This is a genomic window from Micromonospora sp. NPDC051141, assembly GCF_044455765.1.
GTDB lineage: Bacteria > Actinomycetota > Actinomycetes > Mycobacteriales > Micromonosporaceae > Micromonospora.
The window spans coordinates 75698-94422 of the sequence record NZ_JBITFD010000010.1 but is presented as its reverse complement, the minus strand read 5'-3'; the positions used below and the strand labels follow the sequence as shown (position 1 = coordinate 94422).

The following is an 18725-nucleotide window of genomic DNA, read 5'->3' as shown; positions in this document are numbered from 1 at the left end:
GCATGGCTCTGCATGTGCGCGGTGTGTTCCTTCCCGACGACGAGGTCCGGGACGTCTGGCTGGTCGGCGACCGGGTCACCTTCGAACCGGTGCCGGGCGCCGAGACGGTGGCCGACGGCGGCTTCGTGCTTCCCGGCCTGACCGACGCGCACTGTCACATCGGCATCGCCCGCGGCGGTGCGCCGATCACCGGGCTCGACCAGGCCCGCGAACTGGCCCGGATCGACCGGGACGCCGGCGTGCTGGCGATCCGCGACGCCGGCTCGCCGTACCCGTACCCCGAGTTGGAGGACGAGCCGGAGCTGCCGCGACTGGCCCGCGCCGGCCGGCACGTCGCGCCGCCGAAGCGCTACCTGCGCGACATCGGCGTGGAGGTCGGCGCCGCCGAGGTGGCCGCGACCGTGACGGCGCAGGCCGCCGCCGGCAACGGCTGGGTCAAGCTGGTCGGTGACTGGATCGACCGGGGCGTGGGCGACCTGGCGCCGGCCTGGGACGCCGACACGATGACCGCGGCGGTCGCCGCCGCGCACGCCGCCGGGGTACGCGCCGCGGTGCACACGTTCTCCGAGTCGGCCGTGGAGATCATGGTGCGGGCCGGGGTGGACTCGGTGGAGCACGGCACCGGGCTGAGCCTCGACCTGATCGACCTGATGGCCCGGCAGGGCACCGCGCTGGTCCCCACGATGATCAACATTCGGACGTTCGGCCACATCGCGGAGCAGGCCCGACCCAAGTTCCCCGGGTACGCCGACCACATGCTCGCCCTGCGCGACCGCTTCCCCGAGGTGGTCCGCGCCGCACACGAGGCCGGCGTGCCGATCTACGTGGGCACCGACGCCGGCGGGGGCATCGACCACGGGCTCGCGGCCGAGGAGATGATGCTGCTGCACGAGCAGGCCGGCATGTCCGCCGAGGACGTGCTGGCCGCCGCCTCCTGGCGGGCCCGGGAGTGGCTCGGCTTCCCCGGCCTGGTCGAGGGCGGCCTCGCCGACCTGGTGGTATACGCCGCGGACCCGCGCCGCGACCTGCGGGTCGTCCGGACGCCCAGCCGGATCGTGCTGCGCGGTCGCGTGATCCGCTGACACCGCATCCGCCGGCGCGGCCCCCGTCCGCGCGGCCCGCCCGTCCGTCCGCGTGGCTCGCCCGTCCGTCCGCGTGGCCCGCTCGTCCGTCCGCGTGGCCCGCTCGTCCGCCCGCCCGTCCGCGTGGCTGCTGTTTCAGGGAAAGAGTGCTTATTCCGCGTCGAATGGCCACGCTTTCCGTGAATTAGGGCCGGGCGCGGGGGTGGCGTGGAGGTGGGTGGTGGGGTGGGGTGGGGGTGGGTCAGCGCGGTGGGGCGGCGGCCAGGAAGAGGTGGACGGCGAGGTCGGCCAGCTTGCCGGCGGTCTCGTCGACCGGGGCCCGGGGCAGCACGATGTGACTCACCACCAGGCGCACCACGCTGTCCGCCGCGAACGCCTGGGCCGCCGGGTCGGCGTCGGGCAGGTGGCACCCGGCCCACTCCAGCAGCGCCGCGGTCGACTCGGTGAGCACCAACTCGGAGCGGGTGGTCAGATAGGGCAGCAGCTCGTCGGAGCCGCCCCGGGCGCTGGTCAGGATCGCCTTGACCAGCGGATTGTCGGCGGCGGCGGCGAGCGTGCGGCGGATCGCCGCGTACGCGGCGGCGCGCACGTCGGCGCCGTGCTCGCCGAGCGCGGCCCGGACGTCGCCGACGAAGCGGTCCACCTCGCGTCGGGCCAGCGCCTCGGCCAGGCCGGCCTTGGTGCCGAACTCGTTGTAGACCGTCTGTCGGCTGACGCCGGCGGCCCTGGCCACCGCGCCCATCCGTACGCCGTCCCAGCCGCAGGCCACGGTCTGCGCCCGGGCGGCCTCCACGATCGCGTTCCGTGCGTCACCCATCGACGTCGAAGTCTACGGCCGCCGGGTCGACACGGCGCGGGTCGGGCTCCCCGGCGCAGCGGCGACCCGCGCGACGCATAGGATGTGCGGTCATGGCACGCGTGCTCACTCCCCGCGCGGAGGACTTTCCCCGCTGGTACCAGGACCTGATCGCCAAGGCGAAGCTGGCCGACAACGGCCCGGTTCGGGGCACCATGGTCATCCGACCGGCCGGCTACGCCATCTGGGAGCGGATGCAGGCCGAGATGGACGCCCGGATCAAGGCAGCCGGCGCGGAGAACGCGTACTTCCCGCTCTTCATCCCGGAGAGCTACCTCAAGCGTGAGGCCGAGCACGTCGAGGGCTTCTCGCCGGAGCTGGCGGTGGTCACCCACGGTGGCGGCAAGCAGCTCGCCGAGCCGGTGGTGGTGCGCCCCACCAGCGAGACGGTCATCGGCGAGTTCATGGCCAAGTGGATCGACTCGTACCGGGACCTGCCGCTGCTGCTCAACCAGTGGGCGAACGTGGTCCGGTGGGAGCTGCGCCCGCGGATCTTCCTGCGTACCAGTGAGTTCCTCTGGCAGGAGGGGCACACCGCGCACGCCTCCCGGGACGACGCCCGCGCCTACGCCCGGCGGATCCTGCACGAGGCGTACGAGGACCTGATGGTCAACGTGCTGGGCATCCCGGTGGTGGTCGGCCTGAAGACCGCCCGGGAGCGCTTCGCCGGAGCCACCGCCACGTACACGTGCGAGGGCATGATGGGCGACGGCAAGGCGCTCCAGCTCGGCACCAGCCACGAGCTGGGGCAGAACTTCGCCAAGGCGTTCGACATCAGCTACTCGTCGGCCGAGGGCGGCCGGGAGCACGCCTGGACCACCTCCTGGGGCACCTCGACCCGGATGCTCGGCGGGCTGATCATGGCGCACGGCGACGACAACGGGCTGCGGGTGCCGCCGAAGCTGGCGCCGGTCCAGGCGTACGTGATGGTCGTCAAGGACGGCGAGGGCGTGAGCGAGGCCGCCACCAAGCTGCGCGACGCGCTGCGCGACGCCGGGGTCCGGGTGGCGCTGGACGACCGCACCGACACCGCGTTCGGCCGCCGCGCGGTCGACGCCGAGCTGCGCGGTTACCCGGTCCGCGTCGAGGTCGGCCCGCGCGATCTGGCCACCGGCAACGCGGTGGTGGTCCGGCGTACCGACGGCTCGAAGGCCCCCACGCCGGTGGCCGACGTGGTCGGCGCGGTGCTGGCCGCGCTGGAGGCCGACCAGCGGGCGCTGCACGACCAGGCGCTGGAGTTCCGCCGGTCCCGCACCGTCGAGGTGTCGACGCTGGCCGAGGCGATCGAGGCGTCCGCCACCGGTTGGGCCATGGTGCCCTGGTCGGCGGTGGGCGTGCCCGGTGAGGCCGAGGCGAACGCGCAGGGCGTCACCGTCCGCTGCCTGCTCCGCGCCGACGGCTCGGTGCCGGACACCGAGGACGAGCCCGACCTGGTCGCCATCCTCGCCCGCGCCTACTGAGGGTGTGAGGAAGGGCCCCACTTAACGCATTCGGTAGCGGCGGGGCCCCCTCTTGACAAGTCAGGGATGGTGAGCGTGCGCTTCGAACCCGGCCGGCTGGTCCTGCACCGCAACGTGCGGCACGGGCGGATCGGGTGGGTCCGGACGGCCCGCGTCGTCTCCGACGACGAGCGCGGGCTGCTGCTCTGGGTGCCCCGCGCCGCGCCGGTGGCGCACGAGGTGACCGCAGCCGGGGCGGGCATGCGCGCGGTGCCGTTCGCCGAGTGGATCGTCTCCTCGTACGCCCTGGCGGTCGGCACCTGGAACGGGCCGTCGGTGCTCAAGTTCCTGCCCGCCGGCGCCGCCCACTCGGTGTGGTGGTTCTCCGACGAGCGGGGCCGGTTCAAGAACTGGTACGTGAACCTGGAGGAGCCCGGCGTCCGCTGGGACGACGGCGCGGTGGCCGGGGTCGACATGGTGGACCAGGACCTCGACGTGGTGATCCACCCGGACCTGACCTGGGAGTGGAAGGACGAGGACGAGTTCGCCGAGCGGCTCGCCTTCCCGGAGCACTACTGGGTGACCGACGAGAAGGCGGTGCGCGCCGAGGGGGAACGGGTGATCCGGATCGCCGAGTCGGGCGCGTTCCCGTTCGACGGGACGTGGTGCGACTTCACGCCGCCCGCGGAGTGGGACGTTCCGGACGGGCTGCCGCCCGGTTGGGACCGCCCGCCGGCGCGCTGACGGTGTCCTTCGTCACGGCCGGGCCGGTCCGGGGCGCTCGGTCCGGGTCCGGTGCGAGCGTTCCGGGTCGGATCTGGCAGAATGGTCCGCTGGTATCCGGCACGCGTCCGGCGCCCTCTAACCCGGGCGCGTCGCCAGTTCACCGAGCAGTCTCCGGCCCAAACCCCACTGTGCCGGTCGGCGCTCACCCGCCACACCGCCCAGACGGGCCGGTGAGATCGCAACAGGAGCGAAACAACTGTGGCCGTAAAGATCCGGCTCCTGCGGATGGGCAAGATCCGCAACCCGCAGTACCGCATCGTCGTCGCCGACTCGCGCACCAAGCGTGACGGTCGCGCGATCGAGTTCGTCGGTGTGTACCAGCCGAAGGAGGACCCTTCGGTGATCGAGGTCCGGTCGGAGCGGGTCCAGTACTGGCTGTCCGTCGGCGCTCAGCCGAGCGAGGCCGTGCAGCGTCTGCTGGAGCTGACCGGTGACTGGCAGAAGTTCAAGGGCCTGCCGGCCCCGCCGCCGCTGAAGGTCGCCCCGGAGCGGGCCGACCGCAAGGCGGCGTACGAGGCCGAGGCGAAGGCCGCCGCCGGTGTGGCGGACACCCCGGCCAAGCCGGCCAAGAAGGCCGCCAAGACGGAGGCCGCGAAGCCCGAGGCCGAGGCGCCGAAGGCGGAGGAGCCGAAGGCCGAGGCGCAGACCGGCGCCGAGTCCGGCGAGCAGGCCTGACATGGCGCTGCGTCCCGCCCTGGAGCACCTGGTCAAGGGGATCGTCGACCACCCGGATGACGTCCGGGTGCGGATGGTCGATTCCCGTCGGGGCAAGCGGCTCGAGGTCCGCGTGCACCCGGAGGATCTCGGCACGGTGATCGGGCGGTCCGGACGGACCGCCAAGGCGCTGCGCCAGGTGATCGGCTCCATCGGCGGACGTGGGGTACGCGTCGACATCGTCGACTCGTACTGATGCTGCTCGTCGTCGGCCGGATCGGCAAACCGCACGGCATCCGCGGTGAGGTCACCGTGGAGGTGCGGACCGATGAGCCCGAAGCACGCTTCGCCCCCGGTTCGGTGCTGGTCACCGAACCGGGGGTGGTGCCGGCCGAGCCCGGCGCCTGGCGGGTGCCGCCGACACTGACCGTGGAGTCGGCGCGCTGGCACCAGGGCCGCCTGCTCGTGGCGTTCGCCGGCGTCCTGGGTCGCGACGTCGCCGAGGCGCTGCGCAACACGCTTGTCGGCGTGGACAGCGCGGACGTCGCCGAGCCGGACGACCCGGAGGAGTTCCACGACCACCAGTTGGTCGGGCTCGCCGTGGTCACCCGGGACGGGGAGCGGCTCGGCGAGGTGGACCGCATCGACCACGCCCCCGCCTCCGACCTGTTGGTGGTGCGGCGTCCGGCGGGAAGTCCGGTGCTCGTTCCGTTCGTCAAGGCGATCGTGCCCGAGGTGGATCTCGCCGGCGGTCGCGTCGTCGTCGACCTGCCCGGCGGTTTGCTCGACCTCTGACTGGAGCCACCGCATGCGCGTCGACATCGTCTCGATCTTCCCGGAGTACTTCGCCCCGCTGGACCTCTCGCTGATCGGCAAGGCCCGGGCGAACGGGCTGCTGCGGCTGGCCGTACACGATCTGCGGACCTGGACCCACGACGTGCACCGCACGGTGGACGACACGCCCTACGGCGGCGGTCCCGGCATGGTGATGCGGCCGGAGCCGTGGGGTGAGGCGCTTGACGCGCTGGCCCCCGACGAGCTGAGCCCGGACGGCCACACGCTGCCCCGGCTGCTCGTCCCGTCGCCGGCCGGCGTCCCGTTCACCCAGGCGATGGCGCACGAGTTGGCCACCGAGTCGCACCTGCTCTTCGCCTGCGGCCGGTACGAGGGCATCGACCAGCGGGTGCTCGACCACGCGGCGGCCCGGATGCCGGTGACCGAGGTCTCGCTCGGCGACTACGTGTTGTTCGGCGGTGAGGTCGCCGTGCTGGTCATCCTGGAGGCGGTCACCCGGCTGCTGCCCGGGGTGCTCGGCAACGCCGGCTCGCTGGACGAGGAGTCGCACGCGCACGGGCTGCTGGAGGCGCCGCTCTACACGAAGCCGGCGACCTGGCGTGACCTCGACGTGCCCGAGGTGCTGCGCTCCGGCGACCATGCCCGGATCGCGCGCTGGCGACGCGACGAGGCGCTGCGGCGCACCGCGACCCGCCGCCCCGACCTGGTCGGCGCGCTGCCTCCGGAGAGCCTGGACCAGCGGGACCGGGCCGCGCTGGACCGGGGTGGGTTTCGGTCCCCGCCGGGGCATGTGGCAAAGTAGAGGGGTTGCCGCATCCGTCCACGCCGTGGGCGGCTGCGAGGACCCTCGACCGGGGCCGGCGTCGCTGGTCACCACCCGGGGGTCAGAATCACCCGTTCGCGCATCGACTGACGATGCGCCGTGAGCCTCACGAGGACGCAGCGATGAACATCCTGGACGCCCTTGACGCCCAGTCGAAGCGCGCCGACCTGCCCGACTTCCGTGCCGGTGACACCGTCAAGGTGCACGCGCGGGTCGTCGAGGGCAGCCGGTCCCGGGTCCAGATCTTCCAGGGCGTGGTCATCCGTCGCCAGGGTGACGGCCTGCGCGAGACCTTCTCGGTCCGCAAGATCAGCTTCGGTGTCGGCGTGGAGCGGACCTACCCGCTGAACAGCCCGGGCATCGACCGGATCGAGATCGTGACCCGCGGTGACGTGCGGCGCGCCAAGCTCTACTACCTGCGCGAGCTGCGCGGCAAGAAGGCCAAGATCAAGGAGCTGCGGGAGAAGCAGCCGGCGAACTGATCCACTTTCGCCACGCCGCCCGAGCTGCGCGGATGTCGTATCGACCGGATCGCATTACCCTGGTCGGTACGGGCGCAGCCGGACGGCGCGAAGCGGTCCACTGCCGCCCGTGGGGTCTTCGAGGAGACTCCCGGGCGGTAGTGTCGTTTTCGCGGCGATCCGGAGAGTGGCATGGTGCAGATGCTTGACGAGGACGGCACCGTCGATCCCTGGCGCCGGCGGTCCCGCCGTTCCCGCCGGCAGATGCCGCTCTGGCAGGAGTTGCCGCTGCTGCTCGTCGTGGCGTTCTGCCTCGCGGTGCTGATCCGCACGTTCCTGCTCCAGGCCTTCTTCATCCCGTCGGGGTCGATGGAGAACACGCTGCTCATCGGCGACCGGGTGCTGGTCAACAAGGTCGTCTACGACATGCGCGACCCGGTCCGCGGCGAGGTCGTGGTGTTCCGGGGCACCGACCGCTGGGTCGCCCAGGAGGCGCCCGCCCCGCCCACCAACCTCGCCGGCAAGGTCGGCCGCACGCTCGGCGACCTGGTCGGGGTCAGCCGCCCCGGCGAGAAGGACTTCATCAAGCGCGTCATCGGGGTGCCGGGCGACAAGGTCTGGTGCTGCGACAACGGCCGCGTCGTGGTCAACGGCACGCCGCTGGAGGAACAGGCGTACGTCTCCGAGGACTCCCCGGTCGACCTGCCGCCCAACCCGAAGGAGTGCCGCTCCCGGCAGTTCACCGAGGTGGTGGTGCCGCCGGGGCAGATCTTCGTGATGGGCGACCACCGGCTGGTGTCGCAGGACGCCCGCTGCCAGGGTCCGGTGCCGATCGACAACGTGGTAGGCCGGGCCTTCATGATCGTCTGGCCGTCCGAGCGGTGGACCAGCCTGCCCGTACCCAAGACGTTCGCGGACCTGCCCCGCGCGGACGCCGCGCCGGCCCGTCCGGTCCCGGTCGATCCCGACCCGCTGGGGGGTGTCGTCCTGATTCTTCCGGTCGCGGCCACGCTGGCCGTTCTCCCGGGTTCGGGGCGACTGCGCCGCACCGGTGGACGTAGGCTCCTCCCGTGATTGACGAGCAGACCGAAAAGCCGCGCAGCTCCTTCTGGAAGGAACTGCCCATCCTCCTGGGTGTGGCGATCCTGGTCGCAGTGCTGGTTCGTGCCTTCGTGCTGCAGACCTTCTTCATCCCGTCCCCCTCCATGGAGAACACCCTCGCGATCGACGATCGGGTGCTGGTCAACAAGCTGGTCTACGACTTCCGCTCGCCGCACCGTGGCGAGGTGATCGTCTTCAAGGCGCCCACCGAGTGGAGCGGCAACCCCAACGGTGAGGACTTCATCAAGCGGGTGATCGGCGTCGGGGGCGACCACGTGGTCTGCTGCGACCGCACCGGCGGCCAGGAACGGTTGGTCATCAACGGCAAGCCGATCGACGAGCCGTTCGTCTTCCCCGGCAACAAGGTGGCCGACCAGGACTTCGACATCACCGTGCCGAAGGGTCGGCTGTGGGTGATGGGCGACCACCGGGAAGCCTCCGGCGACTCGCTGGAGCACTGGCAGCAGTCCGGTGAGGACATCACCGAGGCCACCATCCCGGAGGGCGAGGTCGTCGGCCGGGCCTTCACCATCTTCTGGCCGGTCGACCGGGCCACCTGGCTCACCGTGCCCAAGCAGTTCGACGGCATCCCCAATCCCTGACCGGAGCGCGTGGTCGCTCGTCGGAGGCGTCTGGCAGGCTGGTGCGGTGACCGTCTACACCCCTCGTCGCGCGGCCCGGGTGCTGCTGATCGACGCCGCCGGCCGGGTGCTGCTGTTCGAGGGCAGCGATCCGGGCCGGCCGGGGCACCGCTACTGGTTCACCCCCGGCGGTGGGCTCGACCCGGGGGAGACCCCGGCGCAGGGCGCGGCGCGGGAGCTGGCCGAGGAGACCGGCCTCCGGCTGACGCCGGCCGAGCTGGGCGCGCCGGTCTGGTCGGAGACCGTCGAGTTCCCGTTCGACGGCGTCTGGTACCGCCAGGAGCAGGAGTTCTTCCTCGTCCGGGTGCCCGGGTGGGAGGTCGACACCGCCGGCTTCGACGACTTCGAGCGGGCCAGCGTGCACGGGCACCGCTGGTGGGTGGTGACCGAGCTGGCCGCCACCACCGAGCGCTACTACCCGCCGGACCTGCCCGACCGGCTCGGCCGGGTGCTGACCGGAGGTGGCACGTGCTGACCCCACCGCGCACCGTGGTGCGCCGCGACGGCGGCCTCTACGCGTTGGAACGGGCGCTGCAACGGCGCGGCTTCCGGCACGTGGCGGGCGCCGACGAGGCCGGCCGGGGCGCGTGTGCCGGGCCGCTGGTGGCCGCCGCCGCGGTGCTGCCCGAGGGGCGGCGCGGTGAGATCGACGAGCTGGCCGACTCGAAGCTGCTCACCCCGGCGGCCCGCGAGCGGGTCTACCACGAGGTGGTTGCCCGGGCCCTGGCGTACGCCGTGGTGATCATCCCGGCCGAGGAGGTCGACGCGCGTGGGCTGCACGTGTGCAACCTGGCCGCGATGCGTCGCGCGCTCGCCTCGCTCGACACCCGGCCGGACTACGTGCTGACCGACGGCTTCGGGGTGGACGGGCTCGACGTGCCGGGGCTGGCGGTCTGGAAGGGGGACCGGGTGGCGGCCTGCGTCGCGGCGGCGAGCGTGCTCGCCAAGGTCACCCGGGACCGCATCATGGTGGAGCTGGACGGGCGCTTCCCGGGCTACGGCTTCGCCGAGCACAAGGGCTACATCACCGCGGAGCACAGCGCGGCGCTGCGGGAGCGGGGGCCCTGCCGGGAACACCGGTTCTCGTACGTGAACGTGGCGGCCGTCTCCGGGCGGGACGGCCGGCCGCCGCGGGCCCGCCGCCCGGCCGGCGGGGAGCCGACGGCGCCGCTCACCGGTCGTGGGGCCGGGGGTCGGGACGAGCCGATGGAGCACTCCGGCCCGCCAGGGGGTACCGTCGGCGTGGCGTTGGGCGAGCAGCCTCGACCTCCGGTGTCGGTGGGGGAAGATGTGGTCATGGAAGGCGGAGTGCGATGAGCGCGGAAGATCTCGAGAAGTACGAGACCGAGATGGAGCTGCAGCTCTACCGGGAGTACCGCGACATTGTCCGTCAGTTCTCCTACGTGGTGGAGACGGAGCGCCGTTTCTACCTGGCGAATCAGGTGGACCTGCACGTCCGCAACTCCGACGGTGAGGTCTACTTCGAGGTCGAGATGCACGACGCCTGGGTGTGGGACATGTACCGTCCTGCCCGTTTCGTCAAGAACGTCCGAGTAATGACGTTCAAGGACGTCAATGTGGAAGAGCTCGAAAAGCCCGACATCTCGCTTCCCGCGGATTCGGGCTTCGGCGGCTGAGCCGGGCGGGCCGAACCGCCCGCCTTCGGGCGCGGCTCACTCCGCCGGCACGACCACCTCGACGCGCTGCACCAGGTTGTTCGCGAACCCACCCCGGTTCCACGGCTGCTCGACCGGCTGGGTCCGCCCCGAGGCGTCCGTCGCCCGCGCCCCCAGCACGTACCGCCCCGGAGTCGCCGTCCACGCCACCGACCACCGGCGCCACGCCCACCCGCCCCCGGTGGGCTCGTCCAGACGCGCCGGCGTCCAGGTGTCGCCGCCGTCGAACGTCACCTCGACCGACGTCACCGGCGCGTGCCCCGACCAGGCGCGACCGTCCACCGTGCACGGCCCCGGCCGCAGCACCCGCGTGCGGGACATGAAATCCGGGAACCCGGGCGGACGCACCAGCGCGCGGGGCTCGATCCGGGTCACCGGCACGCCCGGGTCGACGGCGTCGGTCCGCAGCCGGTAGGCCACCGCGTTCTGGTAACCGTCGAACGGCTCCGTCGTCACCTGGATGTCGCGCAGCCACTTGACGTGCGCCATGCCGTACCAGCCGGGCACGATCAGCCGCAGCGGGGCCCCGTGCTGCGGCAGCAACGGAGCGCCGTTCATCTCGTACGCCAGCAGCACCTCCTCGCGCAGCGCGTCGGCCACCGGCAGCGCGCGTTGGTAGTCCTGCTCGACGCCGCGCTCCACCCCGTGGTCGGCGCCGGTGAACACCACGTCGACCGCGTCGGCGGACAGGCCGGCCTCGCGCAGCAGCGGAGCCAGCGGGGTGCCCGTCCACTCGGCGTTGCCCACCGCCTCCACCAGCCAGGGCTGGCTGACCGGCCGTGGACGCAGCAACGCCCGCCCGTTGCCGGCGCACTCCAGCGTGACCTGCCGGGTGACCCGGGGCCGGGCGCGCAACGTCGCCAGGTCCAGCCGGAGCGGGCGCTCGACCGCCCCCGACACGGTCAGCGTGTGCCCGGCCGGGTCCACGTCCGGGATGTCGTAGTGGATGAGCAGGTAGTGCAGGCCCGCCGGCGTCACGTCGTACCGCAACGCCTCCAGCGGGATGCCGTGGTTGCGCGCGGCGAGCTGAAGCTCCTCGACGCTGATCGCCTCGTCCGGCCCGGCGACCCGCGAGAGGCGGCTGACGTCGTCCACAGAGGTCATCGCTGCTCCAACTCGTCGTACCCCACGAACTCGAACATCCGCACCCCCGGGGCGAGCGGCCGGGGCGGGCCGGTGAAGCGGTGCGCGCCGACCCCCACCCCGTCGGCCGGGCTGCTCACCGCCACCGGCACGAAGCCCTCCTCGGCGAACCAGTCGCAGATGACGGGCACCAGGTCCGGCTCCCGCCGGTGCCGGGTCCACAGCACCGTGCCGCCGGTGGCGCAGAGCGACGCACAGTGTCGCACCGTCGACCGGATGTCGTCGTCGTCGATATTGCCGAAGATGCCGCAGACCAGCACCAGGTCCGCTGGGACCAGGTCGGCGTAGCGGTCGGTCGGGGCCGCGTCGCCGGTGACGACCTCCACGCCGGTCAGCCCCGCCTCGGCGGCGGCCCGGCGGGCCGGTTCGGTGTTGCGCGGATCCAACTCGACCAGGCGGGCGGTCACGTCCCGGCCACGGGGATGGGTGGCGAGCACCGGGATCAGGTCGCGTCCCTGGCCGGCGCAGAGGCTGATCGCGCGCAGCGGGCCGGGCGGCGCCGCGTCGAGCGCCTCGACGATCCGGTGCCGCACCTCGGCGAGCCGCCGGGACAGCGCCGAGTCGGGCTGGTCGTAGTCGCGGTGCCAGGCGTGCCAGTCCTTCGTCACGCGGCCAGCATAGGCGGATCCGCCCTAGCAGATCCGTCCCGAGTTCGGGCGTCGTCCACAAGCGGGTGTCCGTCCACAGCGTCGTCCGCGAGCGGTGGCCGGACGCCGGCCGGCGCGGGCAGAGTGCGCGGCATGGCTACCCCGATCGGTCGCGCCGGTTCGGCCGTGCTGCTGGTGCTGTTCCTCACGCCCGGCCCGGCCGCCGAGCCGTCGCGTCGCCCGGCCCCGGCCGGCGCCGTACGTCCGGCGGCTCCAGCACCGGCCGCGGCGGTGTCTCCCGTCGCGGCCGTGTCTCCCGTCGGGGCCGCGCCACCGGCGGTCCGGGCTTTCCCGTCGGCCGGAGCCGCATCGCCGGTAAGTCCACCGGCGTCGGCGGCCGGGGCGCCGGGAACCGGGCCGGCGGCACGTTTCCGGTGGCCGCTGCCGGGCCCACCCCGGGTGGCCCGGCGGTTCGACCCGCCACCCCGGCCCTGGCTGCCCGGGCACCGGGGCGTGGACCTCGCCGCCGCACCGGGTGCCGAGGTGCGCGCCGCCGGATCGGGAACGGTCCTCTTCGGCGGCGTGGTGGCCGGCCGGCCGGTGCTCACCGTCGGGCACGGCGACGGGCTGCGCACCACCTACGAGCCGGTCCGCTCCCGGCTCGCCGCCGGCACCGGGGTCGCCGCCGGCACCCCGGTCGGCGAACTGCTCGCCGGGCACCCCGGCTGTGCCGCCGCGGCCTGCCTGCACTGGGGACTGCGCCACGGTGACGACTACCTGGACCCGCTCGCCCTGCTCGGGTTGGGCCGGGTTCGACTCCTCCCACTCGACCCGACGCCGGCCACGCCGCCCGACCCGGGCGCTCAGCCCTGGGCGAGCAACGCGGGCAGCCGCACCGCCAGCCGGTCGTACTCCTCCGGGGTGTTGTAGACCTGGCCGCACAGCCGCAGGTAGCCCCGGCCGTTCCAGCCGGCCACCGACACCTCGGCGGCCAGCCGCTCCGCGATCCGGGACCGCAGCGCCCGGGCCGCGTCCAGCGTCGTCGCGACGCCGGGCGGCAGCGGCACGAGACGCATGGCGACCGCCGGTCCGCCGGGGGCCGGCAGCCGCTCCGGCGCCACCCCGAGCGCGTCCCCGACCACCCGTTGCCCGTACGCGGCCAGCGCCGCGTTGTGCGCGCGCACCCGGTCCACGCCGAGGCTGCGCAGCGTGAACACGCCGACCGGGGCGGCCAGCCAACCGGTGTAGTCGTCGGTGGCCTGCCACTCGACCCGGGTGGGGAACCCGCTGCCCTGCTCCCACGAGACGACGAGCGGCTGGATCCGCTCCCGCCACGGCTCCGCCACCACCAGCGCGGCGGTGCCGCGCGGCGCGTACGCCCACTTGTGCAGGTTGCCGACCCAGAAGTCGGCGCCGACCGACGTCACCGTGGCCGGCAGCATGCCCGGCGCGTGCGCCGCGTCCACCAGCACCGGCACCTCCCGTTCCCGGGCCACCGCGACGAGCGCCGCCGCCGGGAACAGCCGGGCGGTCGGCGAGGTGAGCTGGTCGACGATCAGCAACCGGGTACGCCCGGGGCGCAGCCCGGCCCGGACGATCTCGACGATCTCCTCGTCGGTGGCCGTCAACGGCACCGGCAGGGTCCGGGACACCGCCCCGGTCCGCTCGCACTCCCGGGCCACCGACAGGGCGACCGCCCCGTACCCGTGGTCGGTGGTCAGCACCTCGTCGCCGGGGCGCAGCCCCAGCGACTGCAACACCACGGCCGCGCCGGTGGTGGCGTTGCCGACCAGGGCGGTGCCGTCCGGGTCGGCGCCGAGGAAGGCGGCCAGGTGCCGCCGGGCGTGGGTGATCCGGTCGACCAGGCCCGGGCCGAAGAACCGCATCGGGTTGGTCTCCATCTCGTCGCGCAGCCGCTGCTGGGCGCGCTGCACGACGACCGGCACGGCACCGTACGAGCCGTGGTTGAGGTGGCTGACGGACGGGTCGAGGGAGAAGAGCAGCCGAGCCCCGGGAATCGGCTCGGGCGGCTGCGGCACCGTCATCCGTCGATGGTAGCCCGCCGTGGATCACCACCGGCCGGTTCCGTCAGGCCCGTGGGTGCGCCTGCCGGTAGGCCGCCCGCAGCCGCTCGACCGAGACGTGTGTGTAGATCTGCGTGCTGGCCAGCGACGAGTGTCCGAGCAGCTCCTGCACGGCGCGCAGGTCCGCGCCGCCTTCGAGCAGATGGGTGGCGGCCGAGTGGCGCAGCCCGTGCGGGGTCACCCGCGGCACGCCGGCCGCGGCGGTCCAGCCGGCCACGATCCGCCGGGCGGTCGTCGGGTTCAGCCGTCCGCCCCGGGCGCCGAGCAGCAGCGCGCGGCCCGAGCCGGGCACCACCAGGGCGGGCCGGCCGGCGTCGAGCCACGCGTCCAGGGCGCGCTGCGCCGGGACCCCGTACGGCACCGCCCGCTCCCGGCCGCCCTTGCCCAGCACGCGTACCACCCGGCGGGCCTGGTCGACGTCCGTGACGTCCAGGCCGCACGCCTCGCTGATCCGCACCCCGGTGCCGTAGAGCAGTTCGAGCAGCAGCCGGTCCCGCAGCAGCACCGCCTCCGGCGGACCGGCCCCGTCGACCGCCCCGGCTCCGGTGTCCGCCCCGGCCCTGTCGCCCGCCCCGGCCCCGTCGCCCGCCCCGGCCCTGTCGTCCGCCCCGGCTCCGGTGTCCGCCCCGGCCCTGTCGCCCGCGTCGACGTCGGGTTCGGTCTCGGCGGGCAGTCCCGTGTCCCGGTCGGCGGCCTCGGCGGCCCGCGCCGGGGCGTCCATCAGGGCGGCGGCCTGATCGGCGCGCAGGACGGTGGGCAGGTCCCGGCGGGCCCGAGGGCTGGCCAGCGGCGCGGCGACGTCGCCGGGGAGCAGGCCGGCCCGGTGCGCCCAGGCGCTGAAGGTCCGGGCGGCGGCGGCCCGCCGGGCCAGCGTCGTCCGGGCGGTGCCCATGGTCCGCTGCCGGGCCAGCCAGCTGCGCAACACCGCGAGGTCCAGTTCGGGCAGGTCGGCGCAGCCCATCCGCGCCGCGTGGTCCAGCAGCGAGACCACGTCCGTGACGTACGCCCGGACGGTGTGCGCGGAGCGGTTCCGCACCCGGGACAGGTGGTCGGCGAAGTCGTCCACCGCCGCACGCATGGCGGCGGGCAGCGCCGCGTGGAGGTCGCGGGTGCCGCCGCGTCGTCCGCTCATGCCCACCTCGTCGTCGATCCGCACCGGCGGAGCCCCGTGGTCGGGATGAGCCTACGGGCACCGGGTGAGCCGCTCGGGTACCGGCAGGCGGACGCGCGCTGCCCGCCGCTGCCCGCCGCAGCCCGCCGTACGGTCCGTCCACCGTGGCCGGCTGACCGCGATCCGGGGTCTCGTCGCGGAGCTGGAGATCGGGGAGCGCAGCGTGCTCACCCCTCTCCGCTTCGGGCGTCCGTCCGCCTGTCGGTCGCCGCCGGGGGAGCCAACGCGTACCCGCCGTCGCGGCGCACCACGAGGTGGAGTTCCTCCAGCAGCGACAGCTTCCGCATGGCCGTCCGGATGTCCACGCCGGCCCGGGCGGCCAGCGACTCCAAACCGATCACGCCGCGGCGCGGAAACGTCTCCACCAGCAGCGTGGCCTCGTCGTCGAGTTGGTCGGTGGGCCGGCTCGGCCCGCGTACGAGCGGGGCGAGGTCAGCGCCGATCCGACCCACCTCCTCCAGCACGTGTGCCACGCCGGTGACCAGGCGGGCCCGCGGCTCCTCGCGGAGGATCTCGTGGGCGCCGACGGACATGGCCGACGTGACCGGACCCGGAACGACCATGGTCGGGCGGTTGAGGGCGAGCGCCCGTCTCGTCGTCTGGGTCGCCCCGCTGCGGGCGGACGCCTCCACCAGCACGGTGCCGACGGTTCCGGCGGCGATCACGCGATTCCGGATGAGGAACCGGGGACGCAGGGGCTCCGCCCCGGGCAGCCATTCGCCGAGCAGCAACCCGGACTCGGCGATCCGGTCGAAGAGCGCGGCGTTACCCATCGGGTAGGGCCGATCGATCCCGCACGCCAGCACGCTCACGGTCACCCCGCCGGCGTTCAGCGCGCCCCGGTGCGCCGCCGCGTCGATGCCGAAGGCACCCCCGGAGACCACGGTCCAGCCCCGGTCGGCGAGACCGTAGCCGAGTTCGGTCGCCACGTGCAGGCCGTACGTGGTCGCCGCCCGGGCGCCGACCACGGCCACGGAACGCTCCAGGGATTCGTCCAGTCGCCGGGCGCCGCGCAGCCACAGGCACAGCGGCGGGGCGGTTTCCAGGTCCACCCGCCGGCGGGCGTCGGGCAGCCGGAGCCGGCTCAGGTCGGCGAGTCGAGCCGGCCATTCGGCGTCCTCCGGGCAGATGACGCGGGCACCGAGCCGTTCCGCGCGGGCCAGCGCCTCGGCGGCGACGCCGCGTGCGTCACCGCCGGCGCGGCGGGCCGCCACGGTGGCGCGGAGCCGGTCCTCGGGTGCGCCGCCGTCGAGCAGCAGGTCCAGCGTGGCGATCGGGCCGATCGAGTCCACCAGCCGGTACACGGTCCAGGTGCCGGGCTCGGCGAGCCAGGTCAACGCCAGCCGGGCGAGCAGCCCCTCCTCCCCGGTGCTCATGCGCCCGCTCCCGTCCTGAGTTGGAGGGCCTCCAGCACGTCCTGCCGGTCCGGGCGCGCTCGCCCGTCCAGGTCGGCTACGGTCCAGGCCATCCGGATGACGCGATCGAAGCCGCGTGCGGAGATCGATCCGCAGTCCAGCCGGGCGCGTAGCTCAGCGGTGTCGTCGGCGGGGAGCCGCCACGGTGGACGGCGCAGGAGCGGCCCCGGTATCTCGGCGTTGAGCCGGTGCCCGGTGCCGGCCCACCGGTCGGCGGCGGCCCGTCGGGCCGCGGCGACGCGGGCGGCGACCGTCGACGAGGACTCGCTCACGGCCACCGTCTCCATCAGCTCCGCCGCAGTCACCGGCAGCAGTTGCACCTGCACGTCGACCCGGTCGAGCAGTGGTCCCGAGAGCCGGCCGAGGTAGCGCCGCCGGGCCTGCGGGGCGCACTCGCAGTCGGCGTCGCCGGACGGCTTCGCGCAGGGGCAGGGGTTGGCGGCCAGCACCAGTTGGGAACGGGCCGGGTACTCGACGGCGCCCCGGGTGCGGGCGACCCGGACCCGTCCGCTCTCCAGCGGCTGGCGCAACGCCTCCAGCGCGCCCTTGCTGAACTCCGGCGCCTCGTCGAGGAAGAGCACGCCCCGGTGGGCCAGCGACACGGCGCCGGGTCGGGCCAGCCCGGCGCCGCCGCCGACCAGCGCGGGCACCGTGGCGGTGTGGTGCGGCGCCTGGAACGGTGGGCGGCGCAGCAACCCGCCGCCGGGCGGCAGCAGGCCGGCGATCGAGTACAGCGCCGTCACCTCCAGGGCGGCCTCGTCGTCCAACGCGGGCAGGATCGACGGCAGTCGTTCGGCGAGCATGGTCTTGCCGGCCCCGGGCGGGCCGAGCAGGGCGAGGTGGTGGCCGCCGGCGGCGGCGATCTCCAGTGCCCGCCGGCCGAGGGGCTGCCCGGCGACGTCGCTGAGGTCGGGACCGGTGGGCGCGCCGGCCGGTGGCGGCTCCGGTGAGGCGAGCAGTGGCACCCCGCCGCGGACGTGCGCGACGAGCCGGTGCAGCGTGTCGACCCCGTGCACCCGTACGCCGGGGATGACGGCGGCCTCCGCGGCGTTGCCGGCCGGCACCACGACGCGCGGGCAGCCGGCCCGGGCAGCGGCGGCGACCATGGGCAGGGCGCCCCGGACCGGGCGGACCGTGCCGTCGAGACCGAGTTCGCCGAGGACGACGGTGCCCTCCAGGGCGACCGGTGGTAGTTCGCCGGAACCGGCGAGCACGGCGACGGCGATGGCGAGGTCGAACGCGGAACCGTACTTGGGCAGGGTGGCGGGGAGCAGGTTGAGTGTGATCCGCCGGTTGGGCCACTTCTGGCCGGAGTTGACGATGGCGGCGCGAACCCGGTCGCGGGCCTCGTGCAGCGCGGTGTCCGGCAGGCCGGAGATGAGCACCGCCGGCAGGCCGGGCGCGAGGTCGGCCTCCACCTCGACCACCTGCCCGGACACGCCGGCCAGCCCGACGCTGAGAACCTTGGCGTAGCCCATGTCAGAACGCGCCCCGGAGGTGTTCCACGCGGGCGTGGCCGGCGGCCGGCAACCGGACCGAGAGCACGTCGAAACGGACCTCGTCGGCGGTGGTGCCGGTCTCGGCGAGCCAGCGGGCGGCCAGGCCGCGCAGCCGGCGTGCCTTGGCCCGGACCACGGCCTCGGCGGGGGAGCCGTACCGCTCGGTGCGCCGCGTCTTCACCTCGCAGAAGGCGAGGACCGGCCCTTCCCAGGCGATGATGTCGATCTCCCCGTCGGGGCAGCGCCAGTTGCGGGCGATCGGGCGTAGCCCGGCCTCGATCAGATGCCGCAGCGCGCACCGTTCGCCGTAGGCGCCGACGGCCTGGTTCCGGTTCGTCATGCCGGTCAGGATGCGACCGGCGGGCGTGGTCGTGCGGAGCTGCCGCCGCCGGTCTGTGGACGAGGGTGAGGTTGTGGACGGGCGGACGATCTCGCGCCCGATCTGCTAAGGGGACGATCCGCGAGGACACTCCCCGTGACCGTACGACGACCGGGCGGTGTGGGGATGAGCT

21 protein-coding genes and 2 pseudogenes are annotated in these 18725 nt (G+C 74.2%); 14 read left to right on the top strand and 9 right to left on the bottom strand.

The window, feature by feature from the left end:
• Positions 1–2 precede the first annotated feature (2 nt).
• Complete coding sequence (locus ACIA6B_RS19870) at positions 3–1082, top strand: amidohydrolase family protein (protein ID WP_396775209.1); 1080 nt, start codon at positions 3–5, stop codon at positions 1080–1082.
• Between the two features lie 241 nt (positions 1083–1323).
• Here the strand turns inward: ACIA6B_RS19870 and ACIA6B_RS19865 are convergent, their stop codons facing one another.
• Positions 1324–1899: a TetR family transcriptional regulator gene (locus ACIA6B_RS19865; RefSeq protein ID WP_396775207.1), complete on the bottom strand. Its 576-nt coding sequence runs from the start codon at positions 1897–1899 to the stop codon at positions 1324–1326.
• A gap of 92 nt (positions 1900–1991) precedes the next feature.
• Between ACIA6B_RS19865 and proS the strand changes: the two genes are divergently transcribed.
• From proS to ACIA6B_RS19805, 12 genes are all read left to right on the top strand, one after another.
• Complete coding sequence (gene proS / locus ACIA6B_RS19860) at positions 1992–3398, top strand: proline--tRNA ligase (protein WP_396775205.1); 1407 nt, start codon at positions 1992–1994, stop codon at positions 3396–3398.
• Between the two features lie 75 nt (positions 3399–3473).
• Entirely contained in the window at positions 3474–4121 is a 648-nt protein-coding gene (locus tag ACIA6B_RS19855) for a DUF402 domain-containing protein (protein ID WP_396775203.1), read from the top strand.
• A gap of 240 nt (positions 4122–4361) precedes the next feature.
• Positions 4362–4838, top strand: coding sequence for a 30S ribosomal protein S16 (rpsP, locus tag ACIA6B_RS19850; RefSeq protein ID WP_107155951.1), 477 nt, complete (start codon positions 4362–4364; stop codon positions 4836–4838).
• 1 nt (position 4839) lies between these two features.
• Positions 4840–5073 carry an RNA-binding protein gene (locus ACIA6B_RS19845; protein ID WP_013732101.1) on the top strand — a complete coding sequence of 78 codons (234 nt, stop codon included), beginning with the start codon at positions 4840–4842 and terminating at the stop codon, positions 5071–5073.
• A gap of 2 nt (positions 5074–5075) precedes the next feature.
• A complete protein-coding gene (rimM, locus tag ACIA6B_RS19840; protein WP_396775477.1) occupies positions 5076–5612 on the top strand; it encodes a ribosome maturation factor RimM in 537 nt (178 codons plus the stop codon).
• Between the two features lie 13 nt (positions 5613–5625).
• A complete protein-coding gene (gene trmD, locus ACIA6B_RS19835) occupies positions 5626–6414 on the top strand; it encodes a tRNA (guanosine(37)-N1)-methyltransferase TrmD (RefSeq protein ID WP_396775200.1) in 789 nt (262 codons plus the stop codon).
• 143 nt (positions 6415–6557) lie between these two features.
• Positions 6558–6917 (top strand): 50S ribosomal protein L19, encoded by a 360-nt coding sequence (gene rplS / locus ACIA6B_RS19830; RefSeq protein WP_091064199.1) that lies wholly within the window; start codon positions 6558–6560, stop codon positions 6915–6917.
• Positions 6918–7088: 171 nt separating this feature from the next.
• Positions 7089–7970, top strand: a complete 882-nt coding sequence (gene lepB, locus ACIA6B_RS19825; protein WP_396775198.1) for a signal peptidase I — start codon at positions 7089–7091, stop codon at positions 7968–7970.
• Positions 7967–8599, top strand: coding sequence for a signal peptidase I (gene lepB / locus ACIA6B_RS19820; RefSeq protein ID WP_396775196.1), 633 nt, complete (start codon positions 7967–7969; stop codon positions 8597–8599). The genes lepB (ACIA6B_RS19825) and lepB (ACIA6B_RS19820) overlap by 4 nt, the downstream gene beginning before the upstream one ends.
• Before the next feature lie 46 nt (positions 8600–8645).
• The gene (locus tag ACIA6B_RS19815; RefSeq protein ID WP_396775194.1) at positions 8646–9113 is read left to right on the top strand and encodes an NUDIX hydrolase; all 468 of its coding nucleotides are present in this window, start codon (positions 8646–8648) and stop codon (positions 9111–9113) included.
• A complete protein-coding gene (locus ACIA6B_RS19810) occupies positions 9107–9955 on the top strand; it encodes a ribonuclease HII (protein ID WP_396775192.1) in 849 nt (282 codons plus the stop codon). The genes ACIA6B_RS19815 and ACIA6B_RS19810 overlap by 7 nt, the downstream gene beginning before the upstream one ends.
• Complete coding sequence (locus ACIA6B_RS19805; protein ID WP_007075222.1) at positions 9952–10275, top strand: DUF2469 domain-containing protein; 324 nt, start codon at positions 9952–9954, stop codon at positions 10273–10275. The genes ACIA6B_RS19810 and ACIA6B_RS19805 overlap by 4 nt, the downstream gene beginning before the upstream one ends.
• A gap of 36 nt (positions 10276–10311) precedes the next feature.
• Here the strand turns inward: ACIA6B_RS19805 and ACIA6B_RS19800 are convergent, their stop codons facing one another.
• Positions 10312–11418: a sulfite oxidase gene (locus ACIA6B_RS19800; protein WP_396775190.1), complete on the bottom strand. Its 1107-nt coding sequence runs from the start codon at positions 11416–11418 to the stop codon at positions 10312–10314.
• Positions 11415–12065: an SAM-dependent methyltransferase gene (locus tag ACIA6B_RS19795; protein ID WP_396775187.1), complete on the bottom strand. Its 651-nt coding sequence runs from the start codon at positions 12063–12065 to the stop codon at positions 11415–11417. Before ACIA6B_RS19795 ends, ACIA6B_RS19800 begins: the two co-directional genes overlap by 4 nt.
• A gap of 132 nt (positions 12066–12197) precedes the next feature.
• On the opposite strand from ACIA6B_RS19795, the gene ACIA6B_RS19790 reads away from it, so the two are divergent.
• Positions 12198–12974 carry a murein hydrolase activator EnvC family protein gene (locus ACIA6B_RS19790; RefSeq protein ID WP_396775185.1) on the top strand — a complete coding sequence of 259 codons (777 nt, stop codon included), beginning with the start codon at positions 12198–12200 and terminating at the stop codon, positions 12972–12974.
• Here ACIA6B_RS19790 and ACIA6B_RS19785 read toward each other — a convergent pair.
• The 6 genes and pseudogenes from ACIA6B_RS19785 to ACIA6B_RS19760 all read right to left on the bottom strand — a co-directional run bounded on the left by ACIA6B_RS19785 (position 12908) and on the right by ACIA6B_RS19760 (position 18553).
• A complete protein-coding gene (locus ACIA6B_RS19785) occupies positions 12908–14089 on the bottom strand; it encodes an aminotransferase class V-fold PLP-dependent enzyme (protein ID WP_396775183.1) in 1182 nt (393 codons plus the stop codon). The two genes, ACIA6B_RS19790 and ACIA6B_RS19785, sit on opposite strands and share 67 nt — an antisense overlap.
• A 43-nt stretch (positions 14090–14132) precedes the next feature.
• Positions 14133–14633: pseudogene (locus ACIA6B_RS19780) on the bottom strand (tyrosine-type recombinase/integrase); the annotation flags it as partial.
• Between the two features lie 212 nt (positions 14634–14845).
• A pseudogene (locus ACIA6B_RS19775) lies at positions 14846–15260 on the bottom strand (site-specific integrase); the annotation flags it as partial.
• Positions 15261–15466: 206 nt separating this feature from the next.
• Positions 15467–16675, bottom strand: a complete 1209-nt coding sequence (locus ACIA6B_RS19770) for a DNA-processing protein DprA (protein WP_396775181.1) — start codon at positions 16673–16675, stop codon at positions 15467–15469.
• Positions 16672–18192: a YifB family Mg chelatase-like AAA ATPase gene (locus ACIA6B_RS19765; RefSeq protein ID WP_396775179.1), complete on the bottom strand. Its 1521-nt coding sequence runs from the start codon at positions 18190–18192 to the stop codon at positions 16672–16674. The genes ACIA6B_RS19770 and ACIA6B_RS19765 overlap by 4 nt, the downstream gene beginning before the upstream one ends.
• Before the next feature lies 1 nt (position 18193).
• Complete coding sequence (locus ACIA6B_RS19760; RefSeq protein WP_396775177.1) at positions 18194–18553, bottom strand: YraN family protein; 360 nt, start codon at positions 18551–18553, stop codon at positions 18194–18196.
• Between the last annotated feature and the right edge of the window lie 172 nt (positions 18554–18725).

Bases quoted from the DNA above. Each gene is read 5' to 3' on its own strand.
- ACIA6B_RS19845 (WP_013732101.1), top strand. From the start codon at position 4,840: ATGGCGCTGCGTCCCGCCCTGGAGCACCTGGTCAAGGGGATCGTCGAC.
- ACIA6B_RS19765 (WP_396775179.1), bottom strand. From the start codon at position 18,192: ATGGGCTACGCCAAGGTTCTCAGCGTCGGGCTGGCCGGCGTGTCCGGG.
- lepB (WP_396775198.1), top strand. From the start codon at position 7,089: ATGGTGCAGATGCTTGACGAGGACGGCACCGTCGATCCCTGGCGCCGG.
- ACIA6B_RS19800 (WP_396775190.1), bottom strand. From the start codon at position 11,418: ATGACCTCTGTGGACGACGTCAGCCGCCTCTCGCGGGTCGCCGGGCCG.
- ACIA6B_RS19790 (WP_396775185.1), top strand. From the start codon at position 12,198: ATGGCTACCCCGATCGGTCGCGCCGGTTCGGCCGTGCTGCTGGTGCTG.
- ACIA6B_RS19865 (WP_396775207.1), bottom strand. From the start codon at position 1,899: ATGGGTGACGCACGGAACGCGATCGTGGAGGCCGCCCGGGCGCAGACC.
- ACIA6B_RS19785 (WP_396775183.1), bottom strand. From the start codon at position 14,089: ATGACGGTGCCGCAGCCGCCCGAGCCGATTCCCGGGGCTCGGCTGCTC.
- ACIA6B_RS19760 (WP_396775177.1), bottom strand. From the start codon at position 18,553: ATGACGAACCGGAACCAGGCCGTCGGCGCCTACGGCGAACGGTGCGCG.
- trmD (WP_396775200.1), top strand. From the start codon at position 5,626: ATGCGCGTCGACATCGTCTCGATCTTCCCGGAGTACTTCGCCCCGCTG.
- ACIA6B_RS19805 (WP_007075222.1), top strand. From the start codon at position 9,952: ATGAGCGCGGAAGATCTCGAGAAGTACGAGACCGAGATGGAGCTGCAG.
- rplS (WP_091064199.1), top strand. From the start codon at position 6,558: ATGAACATCCTGGACGCCCTTGACGCCCAGTCGAAGCGCGCCGACCTG.
- ACIA6B_RS19870 (WP_396775209.1), top strand. From the start codon at position 3: ATGGCTCTGCATGTGCGCGGTGTGTTCCTTCCCGACGACGAGGTCCGG.
- proS (WP_396775205.1), top strand. From the start codon at position 1,992: ATGGCACGCGTGCTCACTCCCCGCGCGGAGGACTTTCCCCGCTGGTAC.
- ACIA6B_RS19770 (WP_396775181.1), bottom strand. From the start codon at position 16,675: ATGAGCACCGGGGAGGAGGGGCTGCTCGCCCGGCTGGCGTTGACCTGG.